This window comes from Streptomyces rimosus, assembly GCF_008704655.1.
In the GTDB taxonomy this organism is placed as follows: Bacteria; Actinomycetota; Actinomycetes; order Streptomycetales; family Streptomycetaceae; genus Streptomyces; species Streptomyces rimosus.
The window spans coordinates 3,443,194-3,461,247 of sequence record NZ_CP023688.1 but is presented as its reverse complement, the minus strand read 5'-3'; the positions used below and the strand labels follow the sequence as shown (position 1 = coordinate 3,461,247).

The following is an 18,054-nucleotide window of genomic DNA, read 5'->3' as shown; positions in this document are numbered from 1 at the left end:
ACGTGAAGGGCCCCGAGCGACGTCTACTCCGTACGCAGCCCGTCCGGCCGCATCAGCCGCCACAGCAGCGGCAGGCTGAGCGCGGTCACCGCGAGGATCACCGCCCCGGCCGCACCGGTGAGGGCGGCGATCCCGGACCAGTCCGGCAGCACCGGCTTGCTGACCAGGTGCAGCAGCAGAAGTCCGAGGCCCAGACCGCAGCCGACCGCCAGCGCCAGCCCGAGGACGACGGGGACGGCGGTCTGCCACAGCACCGACCGGCCGAGCGTGCGGCGCGGTGTGCCGAAGGCGTCGAGGGCGGACAACAGCCGTCTGCGCTCGCGGAGTTGCTCCAGCACGGTGATGAGCAGACCCGCGCCGATGATGCAGAGCACGCCCACCGCGCCCGCCTGGAGCGCCGAGCCGACGATGTCGTACACGCCGGGTTCCCGCAGGCCGTCCCCTAGCGCCGAGACGTGCAGCAGCGGATCGAAGCGGGCGGCCGCGTTGCGTACGTACTCGACCGCGTCCGGGCGGCCCGGGTCGAGGTGGACCTCGGCCTCGGCGGTCGGGGCCCGCAGCAGCGCGGGGTCCAGGGCACCGGGCGTGGCCAGGATCTTGGTCGGTGCCAGGGAGAAGAGGCTGGCGCGCGGGGCGACGGTGCGCGCGGTGTGCGGAAGCGTCCAGGTGGTGGGGTTGCGGGCGGCCTCCGAGCTGGAGTAGGGCGAGATGGCCAGCCGGGCGCCGGGGGCCGGGAGGCGCGGCACTTCGCGGTCGATCGGGTTGTCCGGGATTCCGCTGCCCCGGCTGAGGAACACGTCGCCGTCCGCACACCGGTCGATACGGGCCAGCCTGCGCAGCGCGTCGCAGTCGCCGACGGCCAGCCCGTAGTACTCCGGCGGGGAATTCCTGCCCGGGGCGGGTGGCTTGCCGGGCGACGCCGGGGCCGCGCTGTCGAGCAGTACACCGTACGAGTTCCGCACGCCGGTCGTGTCCCGCAGCCGCTGGAACATGGCGGCGGCGTGAGAAGGGGCCCAGTGCCCGGACCAGGAGCCGACCTGCACCTGGTTCGCGTCGGACGGCCGGTACATCCGGTACCCCAGGGACGGGTCGGTGGTCTGCACGCCCGCCAGCAGCAGTTGCACCGCGACGGCTCCGGCGACCGCCACCGTGATGCCGCTGACCGAGCGCGCCGCCGCGGTCGTGCTCAACTGGAGGCGCCGTACGGCCAGTTGCCAGGACGGTACGCCGCCCCCGCCGAACCGGGCGACCACCGCGTCCAGCAGCCACGGCAGCACCGCCGCCACACCCAGCAGGAGCAGCGAGGTGCCCACGACCACCTGGACCCCGGCCCCGGTGCCGACGATCGCCGCGTCACCGGCCGCCTTGGGCCACAGCAGCGCGGCGCCCGCGGCGGGCAGCAGCAGCCGCCACCACAGACGGCGCCGGACCGGCGGTGCGGAGCGGGTCACGCCGAGCGGTTCGACGGTGACCCGGCGCATGGTGACCAGGGCGACGCCGACCGAGCAGACCGGCACGGCCACCGCGACGAGCGCCGTCAGCCACGGGTCGGGCACCACGTCGGAGGGGAAGACCCCGAGGTTCAGCATCCGTATGCGCGCGATCGGGTAGCGGACCGCGAGGAAGAGGACGGCGCCCGTGAGCAGGCCCAGCAGCGACCCGGCCAGCGCCTCGCCGGCCGCGATCCGCCGGGTCGTGGCGCGGTCGGCGCCCACCAGTCGCAGCGCGGCCAGCCGCCGGTCGCGGCGCTCCCCGCCGAACCGTACGGACACCGCGATGAACACGGCCACCGGAGTGAGCAGCGCGGCGCATCCGACGAGGACCGACAGCAGCAGTACCGGTTCTTCGGCGGCGGCTTCTCCGGAGGCGTGCGGGTCGAGGACGCGGCCGAAGCCGTGGATACGCGTCACACCGGCGCTGATGCCGGTGAGCCGGTCCGTCCCCTGGTAGTAGGCCAGTTCGCCGCGACCGGCCAGCCCTTCGTCGCCGATCCGCCCCACGACGCGGGCGCCCTGGAAGCGGTCGCGCAGCAGCGCCCCGTCCGGGGAGGCCAGCAGGTCGGCGAGGGCCGGTGAGACCACCATCTCGCCGGGGCCCGGCAGCCGGGTCACGCCGGGCGGGAGGGCGGGCCGGTCGCCGTCGGGCTGCACCAGGCGGCCGCGCACGGGCTGTTGGCGATAGGCGGTGTCGGTCTCGGCGACCAGCAAAGAGTGGGCGCCCGGACGGCTGTCCTCGATCAACCGGTCGGAACGGGCGTTGTCGCGTGCGACCGCCGTGGTCACGGCGTGCGGAACCGCCGTGGCCACCAGCAGCACGGCGACGCCCAGCCCCACACCGAGCGCGGTCAGCGCCGTACGGATCCACCCCTCGCGTCCGCCGCCGACCGCGAACCGTACGCCCATGGCAAGATCACGGCACCAGCGCCGGACCGGGTGCCGTCCGGGTTCCCCCACCTGCGTTCACTCCGTCCGTAGGCCGTCCGGCCGCATCATCCGCCACAGCGGCGGCAGGCTGACCACCGTCACCAGCAGGATCACCGCCGCTCCCGCGCCCGCCATGCCTGCCACCACCGGCCAGTCCACGAAGACCGCACTGTCGATCATCAACAGCAGCAGTGTGCCCAGGGCCAGGCCGCCGCCGACGGCGAGCAGCAGGCCCAGGGCGACGGGGATCGCGGTCTGCCACAGGACCGACCAGCCGAGTGTGGTGCGGCGGGTGCCGAACGCGTCCAGTGCCGACAGCAGCCGCCGGTGTTCGTACAGCTGCTCCACGGTGGAGATCACCAGGCCCGCGCCGATCAGCAGCAGGGTGACCACCGCGCCGATGAACAGGCCGGTGCGCAGGCTGTCGTACTGCCCGTCGTGGCGGTTCTCGGCCAGCGCGGTCACGCCCAGCGTCGGGTCGATCCGCGCGGCGGTGGTACGGATGTGCTCCACCGCGTCCGGTGTGGCCGGGTCGTAGCGGACGCTCAGGTGCATGAGGGGCCGGTGCATCCGGCCGGTGTCCACCGCGGACGGGGTGATCAGGATGCCGTGGGTGGGCAGGCCGTCGTCGTCGGCCTTCGCGTGCACCACACGGGCTGTGGCGGGCAGCGTCCACAGCTGGGGCGGGCGGACGGGGCCGACGCCCTCGGGCGGGTCCAGATTGAGCCGGGCGCCCGGTTTCACGAAGGGGCGGTTCTCCAGGTTGGAGGTGATGAAGACATCGCCGTCGCGGCAGGTGCCGACCTCCGCGATCCGGGCCAGCTCCGCGCAGTCGCCGACGGTGGCGAACACACTGTCCGCCATGCGGTGGTCGCTGCCCTCCATGAACCGGCCCCGGTCCCCGGCCGCCGAGACGGACGATTCGATCGTGCCGCCGGCCGTACGGACTCCCTCGGTGCCGCGCAGCTGCGCGAGCGCGCGCCGGATCTGCGGCCAGCCGTCGGTGCCCCCGGTCATCTCGACCACCGGGCGGCCGTTGCGGGCATAGCTCTCGGCGAATCCGGCCTGCATGCCGGTGAAGGTCATGTGGACGGCGATGGCCCCGGCGACCGCGACGGTGATGCCGGCGACCGCGCGGGTGGCGGCGCCGCTGTTCAGCTGGAGGCGGCGGGTGGCCAGCTGCCAGGGCACCGGGCCGCCGCGCAGCCGCCGTACCACCGCGTCGACCAGCCACGGCAGCAGCGCGGTGACGCCGAGCAGCAGCAGGGTGGCGCCGGTGGCCAGCCGGATGGTGTTGAGCGGGGTGTCCACCCGGCCGACGTCCCGCGAGACGGTGGCCAGCAGCACGGCCCCGGCCAGCGGCACCAGCGGCCGCCACCACAGGCGCCGCCGTACGGGCGGCCGGTGGCGGACGACGCCCAGCGGCTCGGCCGTCACCCCGCGCTGCGCGAACAGCGTCACCAGTACGGCGGCGGCCGGCACCAGCACCGCGATCAGCACGGCCAGCAGCGGGTCCGGGACGATGTCCGACGGGAAGACGTTGATGTCCCACAGCGTCACCACCGAGGCCAGCTGCCGCCCGCCGAGGAAGAACCCGGCGCCCAGCACCAGTCCCGCCAGCGAGCCGAGCAGCGTCTCACCGGCGGCGATCCGGCGGGTCGTGCGGATGTCCGAGCCGACCAGGCGCAGCGCGGCGAGGCGCTGTTCGCGCCGCTCGTTGCCGAACCGTACGGACGTGCCGATGAAGACCATGACCGGCGTCAGCAGCGCCACGCACGTCATGATGACCAGCACCACCGCCGGGGCCCGCATCGGGCGCTGCACGAACTCCAGCCCGAAGTGGTCGATGCGGTAGGCCCCGGACCGTTCGGTCAGCGCGGAGCTGCCCGCGAGATAGGTCAGTTCGGCCGGTCCTTGCAGGCCCTCGTCGCCGATGGTGCCCACCACGCGGTACGGGAGCCGGTCGCGCAGCGCCTTGCCGCCGGACGAGTCCAGCAGCTCCTTGAGGGCGGGGGAGACCAGCATGGTTCCCGGGCGCGGGAGTCCGGCGATGCCCGGCGGCTTGGGCGGGTGCGTGCCGTCGGGCCGTACGAGCCGTCCGCGGATGTTCTGGTGGTGGTAGCGGGTGTCGGCGTGCGCGTACAGCAGCGTGGTGTCGGCGGCCCGCGGCTCTTGTGCCTGGCCCAGGTTCTCGCGGGCCTTCTCCCGGCCGTGCCAGGAGTCGAGCAGGGAGGGCACGGACGCGCCGAGGAAGAGGACGGCGACGCCGAGCCCGACGCCGACGGCGGTCAGGGCCGTACGGATCCAGCCTTCACGGCCGCCGCCGGCGGCGAAGCGCAGACCCATCATCAGGTCGCGGGCCCAGGCGGCGGGGCCGGCCGGCGGGGAGTCGGGCATGGCGGGGAGCGTAGGTGCGGCGGCTTCGCGGGCCGGGGTGCCGCGCCCGGCGGGTCCGCCGTTGGTACGAGGGCCGAGCAGCGTCATCCGCAGGTGCCGCCGGACGGGCCGCCGTGTGGCGTGTGGGTGCCGGGCGGGCTCATATCAGGCCCGCCAGCATGTCCTTCACCTTGCCGTCGCGGACGACGACCTCGCGGTCGGAGTAGGCGGCGACCCGTGCTTCGTGGGTGACCAGGACGACGGCCGCGTTGGTGTCGCGCGCCGCGTCGGTCAGCAGGGTCATCACGCGCTCGCCGTTGAGGGAGTCCAGCGCGCCGGTGGGCTCGTCGGCGAAGATCACGCGGGGGCGGGCGGCGAGGGCGCGGGCCACCGCGACCCGCTGGCCCTGGCCGCCGGAGACCTCGCCGGGCCGGCTGCCCGCGGTGTCCTCGACCTCCAGCCGCTCCAGCCACTCGCGGGCGTGCCGCTGCGCGTCCTTGCGCTTGACGCCGTTCAGGCGCAGCGGCAGCGCCACGTTCTCCAGGCAGGTCAGCTCGGGGACGAGCTGGCCGAACTGGAAGACGAAGCCGAAGTCCGCCCGGCGCAGGGCGCTGCGCTGCGCGTCGTTCATCCCCGTCACGTCGTGGTCCCCGTAGCGGACCGTGCCGGAGTCGGGCAGGACGATGCCCGCCAGGCAGTGCAGCAGAGTCGATTTGCCGGAGCCGGAGGGGCCCAGGACGGCCACGACCTCGCCCGGGTGGATGGAGAAGTCCACCCCGTCCAGCGCGGCGGTCTGCCCGAACGCCTTGTGCAGCCCCTCGGCGGCCAGCAGCGATCCCGCGGGCGTCACGAGCCGATCACCGCGGCCAGCTTGTCCAGGCGCGCGGCCGTCAGCTCCAGCCAGCGCAGGTCGGCCTCCAGATGGAACAGGGCGTGGTCGCAGATGAGCTGGTCGGCGAGGTCGCCCTTGCGCTTGCGCTCGGTCAGGCCGCGCATCAGCCGCAGGTGCTCGGTGCGCTGGGTGTCCAGCAGCTCGGCGGCGTCCCGGCCGGTGAGCAGGGCCAGCACCACCTTCGTGTACAGGGTCGACTGGAGGTACGGCTCGGGCTTCTCGGGCCGGGCGAGCCACTGCGCGACGTCGGTCACGCCGGCGTCCGTGATGGCGTACCGCTTGCGCTCCGGGCCCGCGCCCGCCTCGACGCCGTCCACTTCGACGAGGCCGTTCTTCAGCAGCCGGGACATGGTCGAGTAGACCTGTCCGTAGTGCAGCGGACGGTCGTGGCCGAAGTGCTCGTCGAACGCGCGCTTCAGGTCGTAGCCATGGCGGGGGCCGGACTCCAGGAGGCCCAGCAGCGTATGACCGATTGACATGCGACCACCTTACTTTGTCGCTACGGCCGTGGTGTATACGTGCGGTGCATAGACCGCCCGGCCCCGGGACCCGTCGCGCGGGTCCCGGGGCCGGGCGGCGGCGCGGTCACTCCGTACGCAGCCCGTCCGCCCGCATCATCCGCCACAGCGGCGGCATGCTGAGCAGCGTCACGAGCAGCACCAGTGCGGCGCCGAACAGCGGCAGCGGCCAGACCACCGACCACGCGATGCCGCTCTTGTGCGTCAGGCCCAGCAGCACCCGGCCGAGGCCCAGGCCGCCGGCCACCGCGAGCGCCAGGCCGAGGGCCATCGGGACGGCCGTCTGCCACAGCACGGACCAGGCGAGCGTGCCGCGCCGGGTGCCGAAGGCCACCAGGACCGACAGCAGGCGGCGGCGTTCGCGCAGCTGCTCCAGGGTGGTGACCAGCATGCTGGCGGCGATCAGCGTCATGGTCGCCACGGACGCGATCAGCAGGCCGTTGCGGACGCTGACGAAGCGCCGGTCGTCGCTGGTGTCCATGAGCTGGAAGGTGTTGGCGGTCACGTCGATGCGGGCCGCGGTGTTGCGGGCGTACTCGGCGGCGTCCGGGACGGCCGGGTCGAGCCGCACCATGGCCCGCGCCGTGGGGTCGGCCAGCTTCGCGACGTCGATCGCGCCCGTGGTGGCGAACAGGCCGGTGCGCTCTTCACCGGTCGGGTCGGGCCGGGCGTCGACGGGGCGGATCGTCCGGGGCAGGGTCCACGGGGTGGGCCGGCCCTTGAGCTTGCCGTGCTCGTCGAAGTCGTTGAGCAGCACCCGGGCACCGGGGGATACGACCTTGGGCAGCTCCTCGTCCGTGTAGGAGCCGGGACCGCCCTTGATCAGGAAGACGTCGCCGTCCTTGCACGGGCCCGGCCGGGCGATCTCCTGGAGGGTCTCGCAGCTGCCGACGGTGAGCGAGGTGCTCAGCGGGAAGCCCCCTTCGTTCCGCTCCGGGCCGGGGGAGACGATCCGCGAGTTGACGGTGGCGATGACGCCGCTGACGCCCTTCGTCCCGTTGAACGCGTCGATCATCTTCTGTGTGGCGGCGCCGTCCCTGGCGGGCAGCATCACCTGGAGCTGGGCCCGCGACGCGTCCTGCCCGGTGGGCTTGGTGAAGTCGTCGCCGACGGCGGTGAACAGCATCTGCAGCGCGATGGCACCGGCCACCGCGACCGTGATGCCGCTGACCGCGCGTGCCGCGCTGCTGCTGCTCAGCTGGAGCCGGCGGGCGGCCAGCTGCCAGGGGACCGGGCCGCCCTTGAAGCGCGCCACGACCGCCTCCACCAGCCAGGGCAGCAGCATGGTCAGGCCGAGCAGCGTCAGCACGGCGCCGCCGCCGATCAAGTACGTGTTGACGGAGCCGGTCTTCCTGTCGACCGTGCCGAACGCCGCCAGTACCCCCAGCCCGATGACCGGGATCGGCAGCCGCCACCACAGCCGCCGGCGGCGCGGCACCGCGCTGCGGACGACGCCCAGCGGCTCGATGGCGATGCCGCGCAGCGCGAAGAGCGTGACGACGACGGCGGACGCCGGTACGGCCAGCAGGATCAGGACGGCCAGCGCGGGGACCGGCGACAGGTCGGTGGGAAAGGCGTTGAGGCTGCTGATGTCGACAGCGCCGATGAACTGCCGGCCGAGCAGGAACATCCCGACGCCCACGACCAGCCCGAACAGCGAACCGAGCAGGGCCTCGCCGGCGGCGATCCGGCGCGCCATGTGGTTGTCGGCGCCCACCAGGCGCAGCGCGGCCAGCCGCCGGTCGCGCCGCTCGCCGCCGAAGCGGACGGCGGTGGCGATGAAGATGGCCACCGGCATCAGCAGGACGACGCAGCCCACCAGGATCAGCACCAGCAGGACCGGGTCCATGTCCCGTGACTCGATCTTCCGCCCATAGGCGTCGGCGCGGTTGGTCCCGTTGCCGTCCTTCAGGACGAGCTGGTCACTGCCCGCGTAGTAGTAGTACTCGCTGGGGCCGATCACGCCGGCTTGCCCGATCGTGCCGACCACGCGGTACGGGAGCCGGTCGTGCAGCAGCTCGCCGTCCGGGGATTCCAGGAGTTCCTTCAGGGCGGGCGAGACGACCGCCTCGCCCGGCCCGGGCATCTTGTCCACGCCGGGCGGCAGTACGGGGTGGCTGCCCTCCGGACGCAGCAGCAGGCCGTCCACGCTGTCGCCGCGGAACTGGGAACCCACGTGGTGGAAGAGGAAGGAGTGGTCGGAGCGCTTCGCGTCGTGCTCCCCGAACATGAGGTTGCGCGCGTTGCTCCGCTCGGAGCGGCTGTTCAGCAGGTTCGGTACGGAGGAGGCGCCCAGCAGCAGCGCCACGCCGAGGCCGACGCCGACGGCGGTCAGCGCCGTACGGACCCAGCCCTCGCGGCCGCTGCCGACCGCGAAGCGCATGCCCATGACGAGGTCGCGGAACCAGACGGCCGGACCGGCCGGGGCCTTGGCCCGGGACTCCTCCTGGCCCGTGGGGCCGGGGCGGTGGTCGAGGGTGGTCATGCCAGACCCGCCATTTCCCGGGCCTGGCCGTCGCGGACGACGACCTCGCGGTCGGAATAGGCCGCGACCCGTGCTTCGTGGGTGACCAGGACGACGGCCGCGTTGGTGTCCCGCGCGGCCTCCGTCAGCAAGGTCATCACGCGCTCGCCGTTGAGGGAGTCCAGCGCGCCGGTGGGCTCGTCGGCGAAGATCACGCGGGGGCGGGCGGCGAGCGCGCGGGCCACCGCGACCCGCTGGCCCTGGCCGCCGGAGACCTCGCCGGGCCGCTTGGCCCGCACCTCGCCGACCTCCAGCCGCTCCAGCCACTCCAGCGAGCGCTCCTCGGCCTCCTTGCGCTTGACGCCGTTCAGGCGCAGCGGCAGCGCCACGTTCTCCAGGCAGGTCAGCTCGGGGACGAGCTGGCCGAACTGGAAGACGAAGCCGTAATCGGAGCGCCGTAGCGCGCTGCGCTGGGCGTCGGACATGTGGGTCAGGTCGCGGGAGCCGTAGAGCACGCTGCCGGAGTCCGGGCGGATGATCCCGGCCAGGCAGTGCAGCAGGGTCGATTTGCCGGAGCCGGAGGGGCCCATGACGGCGACGACCTCGCCCGGGTGGATGGAGAAGTCCGCGCCGTCGAGCGCGGGGGTCGAGCCGTACGCCTTGTGCAGCGCGCGGGCCGTGAGAAGGGAACCGGCCGGGGTCATACGAGGGCCTCCGGAAGTGCGGACAGGGGCGGTGGGGCGGCAGCGGCCGATGCCGCTGCCGGGGTGGGCCGGTGCCGTGACGGATACGGCGAACGGCGGCCTCCAGGGACCGGCCCCAAGGGACATGCCACAGACTACATGGCGTGTATACCCATGGTGTATAGCTGGGGAAAGGAAGGCCGGGGACCCCGCCCGCGTACGGGCCGGGTCCCCGGCGTACCGGTCTCACCCGTGCGGTCCGGCGCCCTCCGGGCCCGGCGGCTCTTCGTCCCCCGCCGCCTCCCGCGGCTCCGCCGACTTCGGCGGCCGCCCCCGCCGGGGCAGGCCGCCCGCGCCCTTCGGCAGCCGGCCGGCGTCCGAGAGCGCCTTCCGCAGCAGGAACTCGACCTGGGCGTTGGCGCTGCGCAGCTCGTCGTCGGCCCAGCGGGCGAGCGCGTCGTGCACCAGCGGGTCGAGCCGCAGCAGCATCTGCTTGCGCCGCTGCGCCGCCCGCCGCTTCGGCGCCTGCCCGCCGTCCCCGGGGCCGCCGGCCCCGGTCGCGTCCTGGGAGCCGCCCTCGCTCACTGGTACAGGGAGCCGGTGTTCAGTACGGGCTGGGCGGCCCGGTCGCCGCACAGCACCACCATCAGGTTGCTGACCATGGCCGCCTTCCGCTCCTCGTCCAGTTCCACGATGTCCTGCTCGCTGATCCGGGCCAGCGCCATCTCGACCATGCCGACCGCGCCCTCGACGATCTGCTGGCGGGCCGCCACCACCGCGCCGGCCTGCTGCCGCTGGAGCATCGCCGAGGCGATCTCCGGAGCGTACGCGAGGTGGCTGAAGCGGGACTCGATGATCCGTACGCCCGCGGCCTGCACCCGGGCGGTCAGCTCGACGGCCAGCTTCTCGGTGATCTCCTCGGCGTTGCCGCGCAGCGACAGCGCGTCCTCGTCGTGCGCGTCGTACGGGTACTCGATCGCGATGTGCCGCACCGCCGCCTCGGTCTGGGTGGCGACGAACTCCAGGAAGTCATCGACCTCGAAGAGGGCCTGCGCGGTGTCCTCGACCTGCCACACGACGATGGAGGCCAGCTCGATCGGGTTGCCGTAGGCGTCGTTGACCTTCAGGACCGCGGTCTCGTGGTTGCGGACGCGGGTGGAGATCTTGCGGTCGGCGGTCAGCGGGTTCACCCAGCGCAGGCCGTCCTCGCGGATGGTGCCGACGTAGCGGCCGAAGAGCTGGATGACGCGGGCCTCGCCGGGGGCGACCATCTTCACGCCGGTCATGCAGAACAGCGAGCCCACCGACAGCAGGACGCCGACGACGATCAGCGGCACGCCCACCGCCTTGTTCCCGCCCGCGGCGAGGGCGCCGCCACCGATGATCATGCCCAGCCCGGCGAACGCGCCGAGGACGGTGAGCAGCAGGCCCAGGCCGCCCGGGATGCTGTGCGCCGGCGTCTCGCGGACCTGCGGGCGGGGCATCTGCGGCGCGTCGGCCGTGAGCTGCGCCCCGCCGTCCGCCCCGTCGTTGCCGCCGCCGGCCGGTGTCTGGTCGGACATGTGTCTCCCCGTTTCTCGTGTACTGGTCGGTGATGCTCGCGCAACTCTAGCAAAGTGATAGCACTTTAAGAGGGTTCTCAGTCGAGTGCGGCATCCTTGGGCGGAGGTTCCCCCAGGAACGGGTGCTCTTTGTCACGCCGGCAAAAGCCTTGATCGATGAGCATTTGTCGACAGATGCGGTGTTAGCTTCGTGAGCTGAGTTATTGGGGGCGGAACGACTGGAGTTGCGGGAGCGATGGGGCGAGCGGACGCGAGACGGGCGGCGCAGGGACGTAACCGCCGGGCCAAACCGAAGACCAAGGCCAAGAAGGGCGGCATACGCCGCTTCTTCACCTGGAAGAAGCTGCTCGGGGCCTTCCTCGGTGTGTGCCTGCTGGGCATCCTCGGCTTCATCGGCCTGTACCTGTACGTGGACGTGCCCGACCAGGGCAACGCGGCGGCCACGACCCAGAGCAACGTCTACAAGTACGCCGACGGCACGGTCATGGCCCGCAAGGGCCTGCTCAACCGCGAGACCGTCAAGATCGACGAGATCCCCGAGCCCGTCCAGCACGCCTTCGTCGCGGCCGAGAACAAGACCTTCTACCAGGACTCCGGCGTCGACCTGAAGGGTACGCTGCGCGGCGTCCTCAACACGCTCAGGGGCCGGGGCAAGCAGGGTGGTTCCACCATCACCCAGCAGTACGTCAAGAACTACTACCTGAGCCAGGAGCAGACGGTCAGCCGCAAGCTCCAGGAGATCGTCATCTCCCTCAAGGTCGACAACAAGCTGGACAAGAAGGACATCCTCGCCGGCTACATGAACACCAGCTACTACGGCCGCGGCGCGTACGGCATCCAGGCCGCCGCCCAGGCGTACTACGGCGTGGACGTGGACAAGCTGACCGTCAGCCAGGGCGCCTACCTGGCCTCCCTCCTCCAGGCGCCGAGCCAGTACGACTGGGCCATCGCCTCCGAGGCCGGCAAGAAGCGGGTGCAGGAGCGCTGGGCGTACACGCTCGACAACATGGTCGAGATGAAGTGGCTCAGCCCGGAGGACCGGCAGAAGCAGAAGTTCCAGGAGCCCATCAAGCCCAAGCCGCTGCCCGGTGTGGCCGGCCAGATCGGCTACTTCGTCAACGCCGCCAACGACGAACTCATCCGTAAGGGTGTCGACGAAAAGGAACTCGCGGCCGGCGGCTGGACCATCACCCTGGGCATCGACAAGAAGCGGCAGCAGGAGCTGGAGAAGGCGGTCAAGAACAAGCTGACCGACGACCTCAAGCCCGACGTCCGCAAGGTGGACCGGGACGCCCAGCTCGGCGCCGTCTCGGTCGACCCCAAGACCGGCCACGTGGTCGCCATGTACGGCGGCGCGGGCTACACCAAGCACTACACGAACAACGCCACGCGGGCCGACTTCCAGCCCGCCTCCACGTTCAAGCCGCTGATCTTCGCCTCCGCCCTGGAGAACCACGCCAAGACCCAGTCCGGCGTGCCGATCACCCCCGACACGGTCTACGACGGCCGCAACCGGCGCCCGGTCGTGGGCGGCACCAAGCCGTTCGCCCCGCCGAACGAGGACGAGCGCTCCTACGGCCGGATCAGCGTCCAGCAGGCGACCAACAACTCCGTCAACTCCGTCTTCGCGCAGATGGGCGCCGACGTGGGCCTGGACGAGGTCAAGAAGACCGCGGTCGGCCTCGGCATGGACGGCAGCCGGATGGACGTCCAGCCCGCCATGACGCTCGGCACCATGGGCGCCAGCCCGCTCCAGATGGCCGGCGCCTACGCCACCCTCGACAACCACGGCAAGAAGGTCACCCCGTCCCTGGTCGTCAAGGCGGAGCACGGCTCGCAGGAGACCGAACTGCCCGACCCGATCGGCTCCCAGGTGCTGACCCGCAACACCGCCGACACCGTCACCTCCGTCCTGCGCGGCGTGGTCAACGACGGTACGGCCAAGGAAGCCATAGGCGGCACGGACTACCAGGCCGCGGGCAAGACCGGCACCTCCGACGACAACAAGTCGGCGTGGTTCGTCGGCTACACGCCCAAGCTGGTCACCGCGGTCGGCATGTTCGGCGAGGAGGCCAAGGGCGGCAAGCAGGTGACGCTCAAGGGCACCGGCGGTGGCGGCCGCGTCAACGGCGGCGGCTACCCGGCCAAGATCTGGGCCGCCTACACCGCCGCCGCGATCGGCGACGACACCGGGGCCAAGTTCGACCTGGAGACGGACCTCGGCTCCGGCGGCGGACCGGTCAACACGCCGCCGCCGAGCCAGACGCCCTCGCACACCCCGTCCCAGACGCCCTCGCAGACGCCGTCCCAGACCCCGTCGCAGACGCCGTCCCGGACTCCGTCGCACTCGCCGTCCCAGACCCCGTCGCACTCGCCGTCGCGGACGCCCTCGAAGCCGCCGGAGTCGCCGCCCGCCTCCCCGACGGCCGGCAGCGGCGGCAGCGGCAACAACGGCCGCCCGCCCGGCTTCGACGACCTGGGCTGACCCGGCGTCCGGCACGAACGGCCGTGGCCCCCACCGCAGTGGTGGGGGCCACGGCCGTTTCCGTCCCGCGGGGCGCGCTCCGGCTCAGCTGCCGTTGAAGCGCGCGGCGATCCGGTCGCCGAGTGCCTTGTCGACATTGCGCCAGTACTGCAGGGCGCGCAGCAGCACCGGCCGGCTCACCCCGTTCGACAGGTGCCCGACCACGTTGTTCACCAGCCGCTCGCGCGCCGCGTCGTCCAGCACCTTGCGCACCTGGGTGCCCGCCTGGCCGAAGTCGTCGTCGTCACGGCGCAGCTTGTACGCCTCACGCACCATCTCGCCCGCCGCGTGCCAGCCCGCCGGGTCGCCGAAGTTCTGCGTGTCGGCGGCCGGCCCGCCGTACGAGTTGGGCGCGTACGGGCGGGCCGCTTGGGACGGCTCGTAGCGCATCGGGCCGTCCTTGGCGTACGAGCTGACCACCGAGTGCGGGCGGTTGGGCGGCAGCTGCGCGTAGTTCGGGCCGATGCGGTAGCGGTGGGTGTCCGGGTACGAGAACAGCCGCCCCAGCAGCATCTTGTCCGGCGACGGGCCGATGCCCGGCACCATGTTGGACGGCTCGAAGGCCGCCTGCTCGATGTGGACGAAGAAGTCCTCCGGGTTGCGGTCCAGCGTCATCCGGCCGACCTCGATCAGCGGGTAGTCGCCGTGCGGCCACACCTTCGTCAGGTCGAACGGGTTGAAGCGGTAGTCCGGCGCGTCGTCGAACGGCATGACCTGGACGTACATGGTCCACGAGGGGGCGTCCCCGGACGCGATCGCCTGGTACAGGTCGCGGCGGTGCACATCGCCGTCCTCGCCCGCCAGCCGGTCCGCCTCCTCCTGCGTCAGGAAGTCGATGCCCTGGTCCGTCTTGATGTGGTACTTGATCCAGAACCGCTCGCCGCCGCCGTTGATCCACATGTAGGTGTGCGAGCCGTAGCCGTTCATGTGCCGGTACGTCTTCGGGATGCCGCGGTCGCCCATCAGCCAGGTGACCATGTGCGCCGACTCCGGCGAGAGCGTCCAGAAGTCCCACTGCATGTCGTTGTCGCGCAGCCCGTTGTCCGGGCGGCGCTTCTGCGACCGGATGAAGTCCTGGAACTTGATCGTGTCCCGTACGAAGAAGACCGGTGTGTTGTTGCCGACCAGGTCGTAGTTGCCGTACTCAGTGTAGAACTTCAGCGCGAAGCCGCGCGGGTCGCGCCAGGTGTCCGGCGAGCCCTGCTCGCCCGCGACCGTCGAGAAGCGGGCCAGCATCTCGGTGCGCCGGCCCGGCTGGAAGAGATCCGCCTTGGTGAACTGGCTGACGTCGTTGGTCACCTCGAAGAACCCGTACGCGCCGCTGCCCTTGGCGTGCACCACCCGCTCGGGCACCCGTTCCCGGTTGAACTGGGCCATCTTCTCGATCAGATAGTGGTCCTGGAGCAGCAGCGGACCGTCGGGACCCACCGAGAGCGAGTGCTCGTCGCTCTCGACCGGGATGCCGGCATTGGTCGTCGTACGCGGGACGTCGTGCGCGGAGCTGGTCATGGGGGTGCGCCTCCCGGTGGTGGGTCATCGGTCCCTTGCCACCTCAGAAGTCAACTCCGCCGACGCGGTGTCGGCAACCGTTGGACGCCGTCCAATTCGGGACGAAGTCCGGCCGCCGGTACGCCCGTTGGCGGCCCGGCGGCCGGTATCGCGAAGCGCAGGAGGCCCGCCTAGGGCGTGCCCCCGAACGGCATGGACAGCTCGAACCACACCACCTTGCCGGTGCTCAGCCGTGTCGCGCCCCAGCGCCGGGCCATCCGATTGACCAGGTACAGGCCGCGGCCGCCCTCGTCGGACGGGCGGGCCTGGCGCAGCCGCGGCAGCTGCGGCACATCGTCGCCGACCTCGCAGCGCAGCACGTCCGTCCGCAGCAGGCGCAGCGTGATGGGCCGCTCCGCGTACCGCACCGCGTTCGTCACCACCTCGCTGACCAGCAGTTCCAGCTGGTCGGTCAGCTCCTCCAGGCCCCACCGGGACAGCGCCCTGCGGGCCAGCCGGCGGGCCTGCCCGGCGGTCTGCGCCTTCGGGTCCAGGTACCAGTACGCGACATCGCTCGGTGCGATCCCGTCGAACCGGGCCGCCAGCAGCGCGATGTCGTCGTCCCGGTCGCCGGGCCCGAGCATGTCCAGCACCTCGTCGCACAGCGGCTCCAGCGGCGGCGGGTTCGGCCCGGTCAGCCGGGCTGTCTCGGTCAGCCGCTCCCGCAGCTGCTCGATGCCGGTCCACACATCGCGGATACGGGACTCCACCAGGCCGTCCGTGTACAGCACCAGCGTGGCGCCCGCCGGCGCGTCCAGCTCGACCGCCTCGAAGTCCACCCCGCCGACGCCGATCGGCGCGCCCGGCGGCACGTTCAGCACCTCCGCGCGCCGCCGCGGTGCAGCATCACGGGCGGCGGGTGCCCGGCGTTGGCGACCATGATGCGGTGCGCGACCGGGTCGTAGACCGCGTACAGGCACGTCGCCATCCGGTCCGAGCCGAGCCGCTGCGCCTGCTCGTCGAGGTGGTGCAGCACCTCCTGCGGCGGCAGGTCCAGCCCCGCGAGGGTCTGCGCGGTGGTGCGCAGCTGGCCCATGATCGCCGCGGAGGTCATCGAGTGGCCCATCACGTCACCGACGACCAGCGCCACCCGGCTGCCGGGCAGCGGGATCGCGTCGTACCAGTCGCCGCCCACCCGCGCCGTCTCGGCGGCCGGCAGATAGCGGCTGGCCAGCCGGACGCCGGTGGGCTGCGGCAGCGAGTCCGGCAGCATCGTGCGCTGGAGCGCGTCCGCGATGTACGCCTCGCGCCCGTACAGCACCGCCTTGTCCACGCCCAGCGCCGTGTGCGTCGCCAGCTGCGCCGCCACCAGCAGATCGTCCGCCTCGAAGGCCGGGCGGTCCGGGCGGCGCAGGAACACCGCCGCACCGATCACCCGGCGGCGCCCGCGCAACGGCGCCAGGATCACCCGGTGCCCGGCGGGCAGCTGGGTGAGCGGGCCGAGCAGCTCGGGCAGCGCAGCGCGCGCCGCCTGCACCTCGCCGAACAGCGGCCGTACCCCGCGCAGCACCTCCGCCAGCGGCCCGCCCGGCAGCACCTCGGACAGCTCCGCCGCGCTGCCGCCCATCGCCGGGCTCAGGTCCGGCTGCGCGGGCAGCATCGGCAGCCGCCCGCCGTTGGTGTCCGGCTCCTCGGGAATCCGGTCGGTACGGCGCAGCCGCAGCACCACCGGGCCGGTCGGCCGCTCGTCGCCCACCGGCAGCGGATCGCGCAGATAGACCAGGATGGCGTCGGCGAACGTCGGCACCGTCGCCCGGCACAGCCCCAGCACGATCTCGTCCAGGTCTATGCCGCGCGCGATCCGCCGGGTCGCCGCGCCGATGAAGCGCAGCCGGTCGCCGCCCGCCTGACGCGCCGCCAGCACCTCGCTGCTCTCGGCCGGGTGCGCGGAGCGGGCGGGCGGCGCGGCCGGTCCCGCGGCCTGCTCGGACGCCCGGGCGGGCTGCTCACCGCGCGCGCCGGATTCCACCGGTACGCCGTGCGGCGCGGCGGGCGGCGGGACCGCGGGCGTCCCCTCGGGGCACGGGCGCGGCCGTCCGACGCCGCCGGCGGTGCCGCCGTCGCCGGGCCCCTGCCAGGGCGTGCCCCCGGCGTCGGCCCCGGGCTCCTCGCAGCGGTTGTCCGCGGTGTGCGCAGAATCGTCACCGCGCGGTGCCGCGGGAGACATCTCAGCCACCTCGGCCGGTCCGTGGGGTGTGGGCCGCCCCGGCAGGCCGCCGGGACCGGCGGCCGCGGTGTTCGGCGCCCGGTGCGGGGTCGCCGAGGACGCGGCAGGCGGGGCGGCCTGCCGCGGTTCGTGGGAGGTCGGGTGCTCCGTCACGCGTGGGATTCCATCCATCCGGGGCTGCGCGCGTGGCGCGCCGCGTCTCAAGCGCGTCGCAGGTGCAGGAAGAGCTGGATCTCGGGTGGGGTGTCCGTACTGGCCGGGGCATACGCATACGAGTCCTCCCCGGTGACTTCGAAGCCCGCGTCGTGCACGACCTGGCGCAAGTCGTCCCGCAGGTAACCCGATACCCGGATCGTGCTGCCCAGGAACGGAATCGGGCAGTCGTCCAGATCGGCTTCGACCATGGCCAGCACCAGCAGCCCGCCCGGCCGCAGCAGCGAGCGCAGCATCCGCAGCGTGTACGGGATCTCCGCGCGGGGCAGCATCAGCAGCGAGAAGAAGGCGGTGACGCCGTCGAAGGAGCCGGGCCCGCCGAGCTTGCCGTGGCGCAGGTCGGCGATGTCCAGCCGGTGGAACTCGCCCGCCGGGACGTTTTCCCGGGCCAGGTCCACCATCGAGGGGGACAGGTCCACACCGACGACCGTGTGCCCCGCGTCCGCCAGCTGACGGGCCGTCGGCAGCCCCGTACCGCACCCGAGGTCCAGCACCCGGGACCCGGGCGGCAGCGCGGCCGCGAGCCGGGCGCCCGCGGCGAGCTGGCCGTCCTTGTGGGGGAATGCCTCGTCGTAGCGGTCGCCGATCGCGTCGAACGCCTCCGCCTGCCCCGCCCGGTCCAGGACTAACCCGTTCAGGCCCTCGTATCCGTCGTAGCCTTCAGCGCTCACGACCTCGCCTCTC

General features: G+C 72.8%; 11 protein-coding genes and 1 pseudogene. 1 reads left to right on the top strand and 11 read right to left on the bottom strand.

Annotated elements, in window-relative coordinates:
• Positions 1-23 precede the first annotated feature (23 nt).
• The 8 genes from CP984_RS14140 to CP984_RS14105 form a co-directional block, all read right to left on the bottom strand.
• Complete coding sequence (locus CP984_RS14140) at positions 24-2,453, bottom strand: FtsX-like permease family protein (protein ID WP_157849094.1); 2,430 nt, start codon at positions 2,451-2,453, stop codon at positions 24-26.
• Between the two features lie 6 nt (positions 2,454-2,459).
• Complete coding sequence (locus tag CP984_RS14135; RefSeq protein ID WP_003982740.1) at positions 2,460-4,907, bottom strand: ABC transporter permease; 2,448 nt, start codon at positions 4,905-4,907, stop codon at positions 2,460-2,462.
• 52 nt (positions 4,908-4,959) lie between these two features.
• Positions 4,960-5,649: an ABC transporter ATP-binding protein gene (locus CP984_RS14130; protein WP_003982739.1), complete on the bottom strand. Its 690-nt coding sequence runs from the start codon at positions 5,647-5,649 to the stop codon at positions 4,960-4,962.
• On the bottom strand, positions 5,646-6,170 hold the full coding sequence (locus CP984_RS14125) for a PadR family transcriptional regulator (protein WP_003982738.1): 525 nt from the start codon (positions 6,168-6,170) through the stop codon (positions 5,646-5,648). The genes CP984_RS14130 and CP984_RS14125 overlap by 4 nt, the downstream gene beginning before the upstream one ends.
• 106 nt (positions 6,171-6,276) lie before the next feature.
• Positions 6,277-8,694, bottom strand: a complete 2,418-nt coding sequence (locus tag CP984_RS14120; RefSeq protein ID WP_003982737.1) for an ABC transporter permease — start codon at positions 8,692-8,694, stop codon at positions 6,277-6,279.
• Positions 8,691-9,377 (bottom strand): ABC transporter ATP-binding protein, encoded by a 687-nt coding sequence (locus CP984_RS14115; RefSeq protein WP_003982736.1) that lies wholly within the window; start codon positions 9,375-9,377, stop codon positions 8,691-8,693. The genes CP984_RS14120 and CP984_RS14115 overlap by 4 nt, the downstream gene beginning before the upstream one ends.
• A gap of 225 nt (positions 9,378-9,602) precedes the next feature.
• Positions 9,603-9,941, bottom strand: coding sequence for a hypothetical protein (locus CP984_RS14110; RefSeq protein WP_003982735.1), 339 nt, complete (start codon positions 9,939-9,941; stop codon positions 9,603-9,605).
• Complete coding sequence (locus CP984_RS14105) at positions 9,938-10,918, bottom strand: SPFH domain-containing protein (RefSeq protein WP_003982734.1); 981 nt, start codon at positions 10,916-10,918, stop codon at positions 9,938-9,940. Before CP984_RS14105 ends, CP984_RS14110 begins: the two co-directional genes overlap by 4 nt.
• 235 nt (positions 10,919-11,153) lie before the next feature.
• Here CP984_RS14105 and CP984_RS14100 point away from each other — a divergent pair, with 235 nt between their 5' ends.
• Complete coding sequence (locus CP984_RS14100; RefSeq protein WP_003982733.1) at positions 11,154-13,403, top strand: transglycosylase domain-containing protein; 2,250 nt, start codon at positions 11,154-11,156, stop codon at positions 13,401-13,403.
• 84 nt (positions 13,404-13,487) lie between these two features.
• Here CP984_RS14100 and CP984_RS14095 read toward each other — a convergent pair whose 3' ends face one another.
• From CP984_RS14095 to CP984_RS14085, 3 genes and pseudogenes are all read right to left on the bottom strand, one after another.
• Complete coding sequence (locus CP984_RS14095; RefSeq protein WP_003982732.1) at positions 13,488-14,951, bottom strand: catalase; 1,464 nt, start codon at positions 14,949-14,951, stop codon at positions 13,488-13,490.
• Positions 14,952-15,121: 170 nt separating this feature from the next.
• Positions 15,122-17,328 (bottom strand): annotated as a pseudogene (locus tag CP984_RS14090) (SpoIIE family protein phosphatase).
• Positions 17,329-17,357: 29 nt separating this feature from the next.
• On the bottom strand, positions 17,358-18,041 hold the full coding sequence (locus CP984_RS14085; protein WP_003987080.1) for a class I SAM-dependent DNA methyltransferase: 684 nt from the start codon (positions 18,039-18,041) through the stop codon (positions 17,358-17,360).
• Positions 18,042-18,054 lie beyond the last annotated feature (13 nt).

Coding starts and splice junctions, on each gene's coding strand:
- CP984_RS14115 (WP_003982736.1), bottom strand. CDS start 9,377: ATGACCCCGGCCGGTTCCCTTCTCACGGCCCGCGCGCTGCACAAGGCG.
- CP984_RS14105 (WP_003982734.1), bottom strand. CDS start 10,918: ATGTCCGACCAGACACCGGCCGGCGGCGGCAACGACGGGGCGGACGGC.
- CP984_RS14100 (WP_003982733.1), top strand. CDS start 11,154: ATGGGGCGAGCGGACGCGAGACGGGCGGCGCAGGGACGTAACCGCCGG.
- CP984_RS14135 (WP_003982740.1), bottom strand. CDS start 4,907: ATGACGCTGCTCGGCCCTCGTACCAACGGCGGACCCGCCGGGCGCGGC.
- CP984_RS14095 (WP_003982732.1), bottom strand. CDS start 14,951: ATGACCAGCTCCGCGCACGACGTCCCGCGTACGACGACCAATGCCGGC.
- CP984_RS14120 (WP_003982737.1), bottom strand. CDS start 8,694: ATGACCACCCTCGACCACCGCCCCGGCCCCACGGGCCAGGAGGAGTCC.
- CP984_RS14125 (WP_003982738.1), bottom strand. CDS start 6,170: ATGTCAATCGGTCATACGCTGCTGGGCCTCCTGGAGTCCGGCCCCCGC.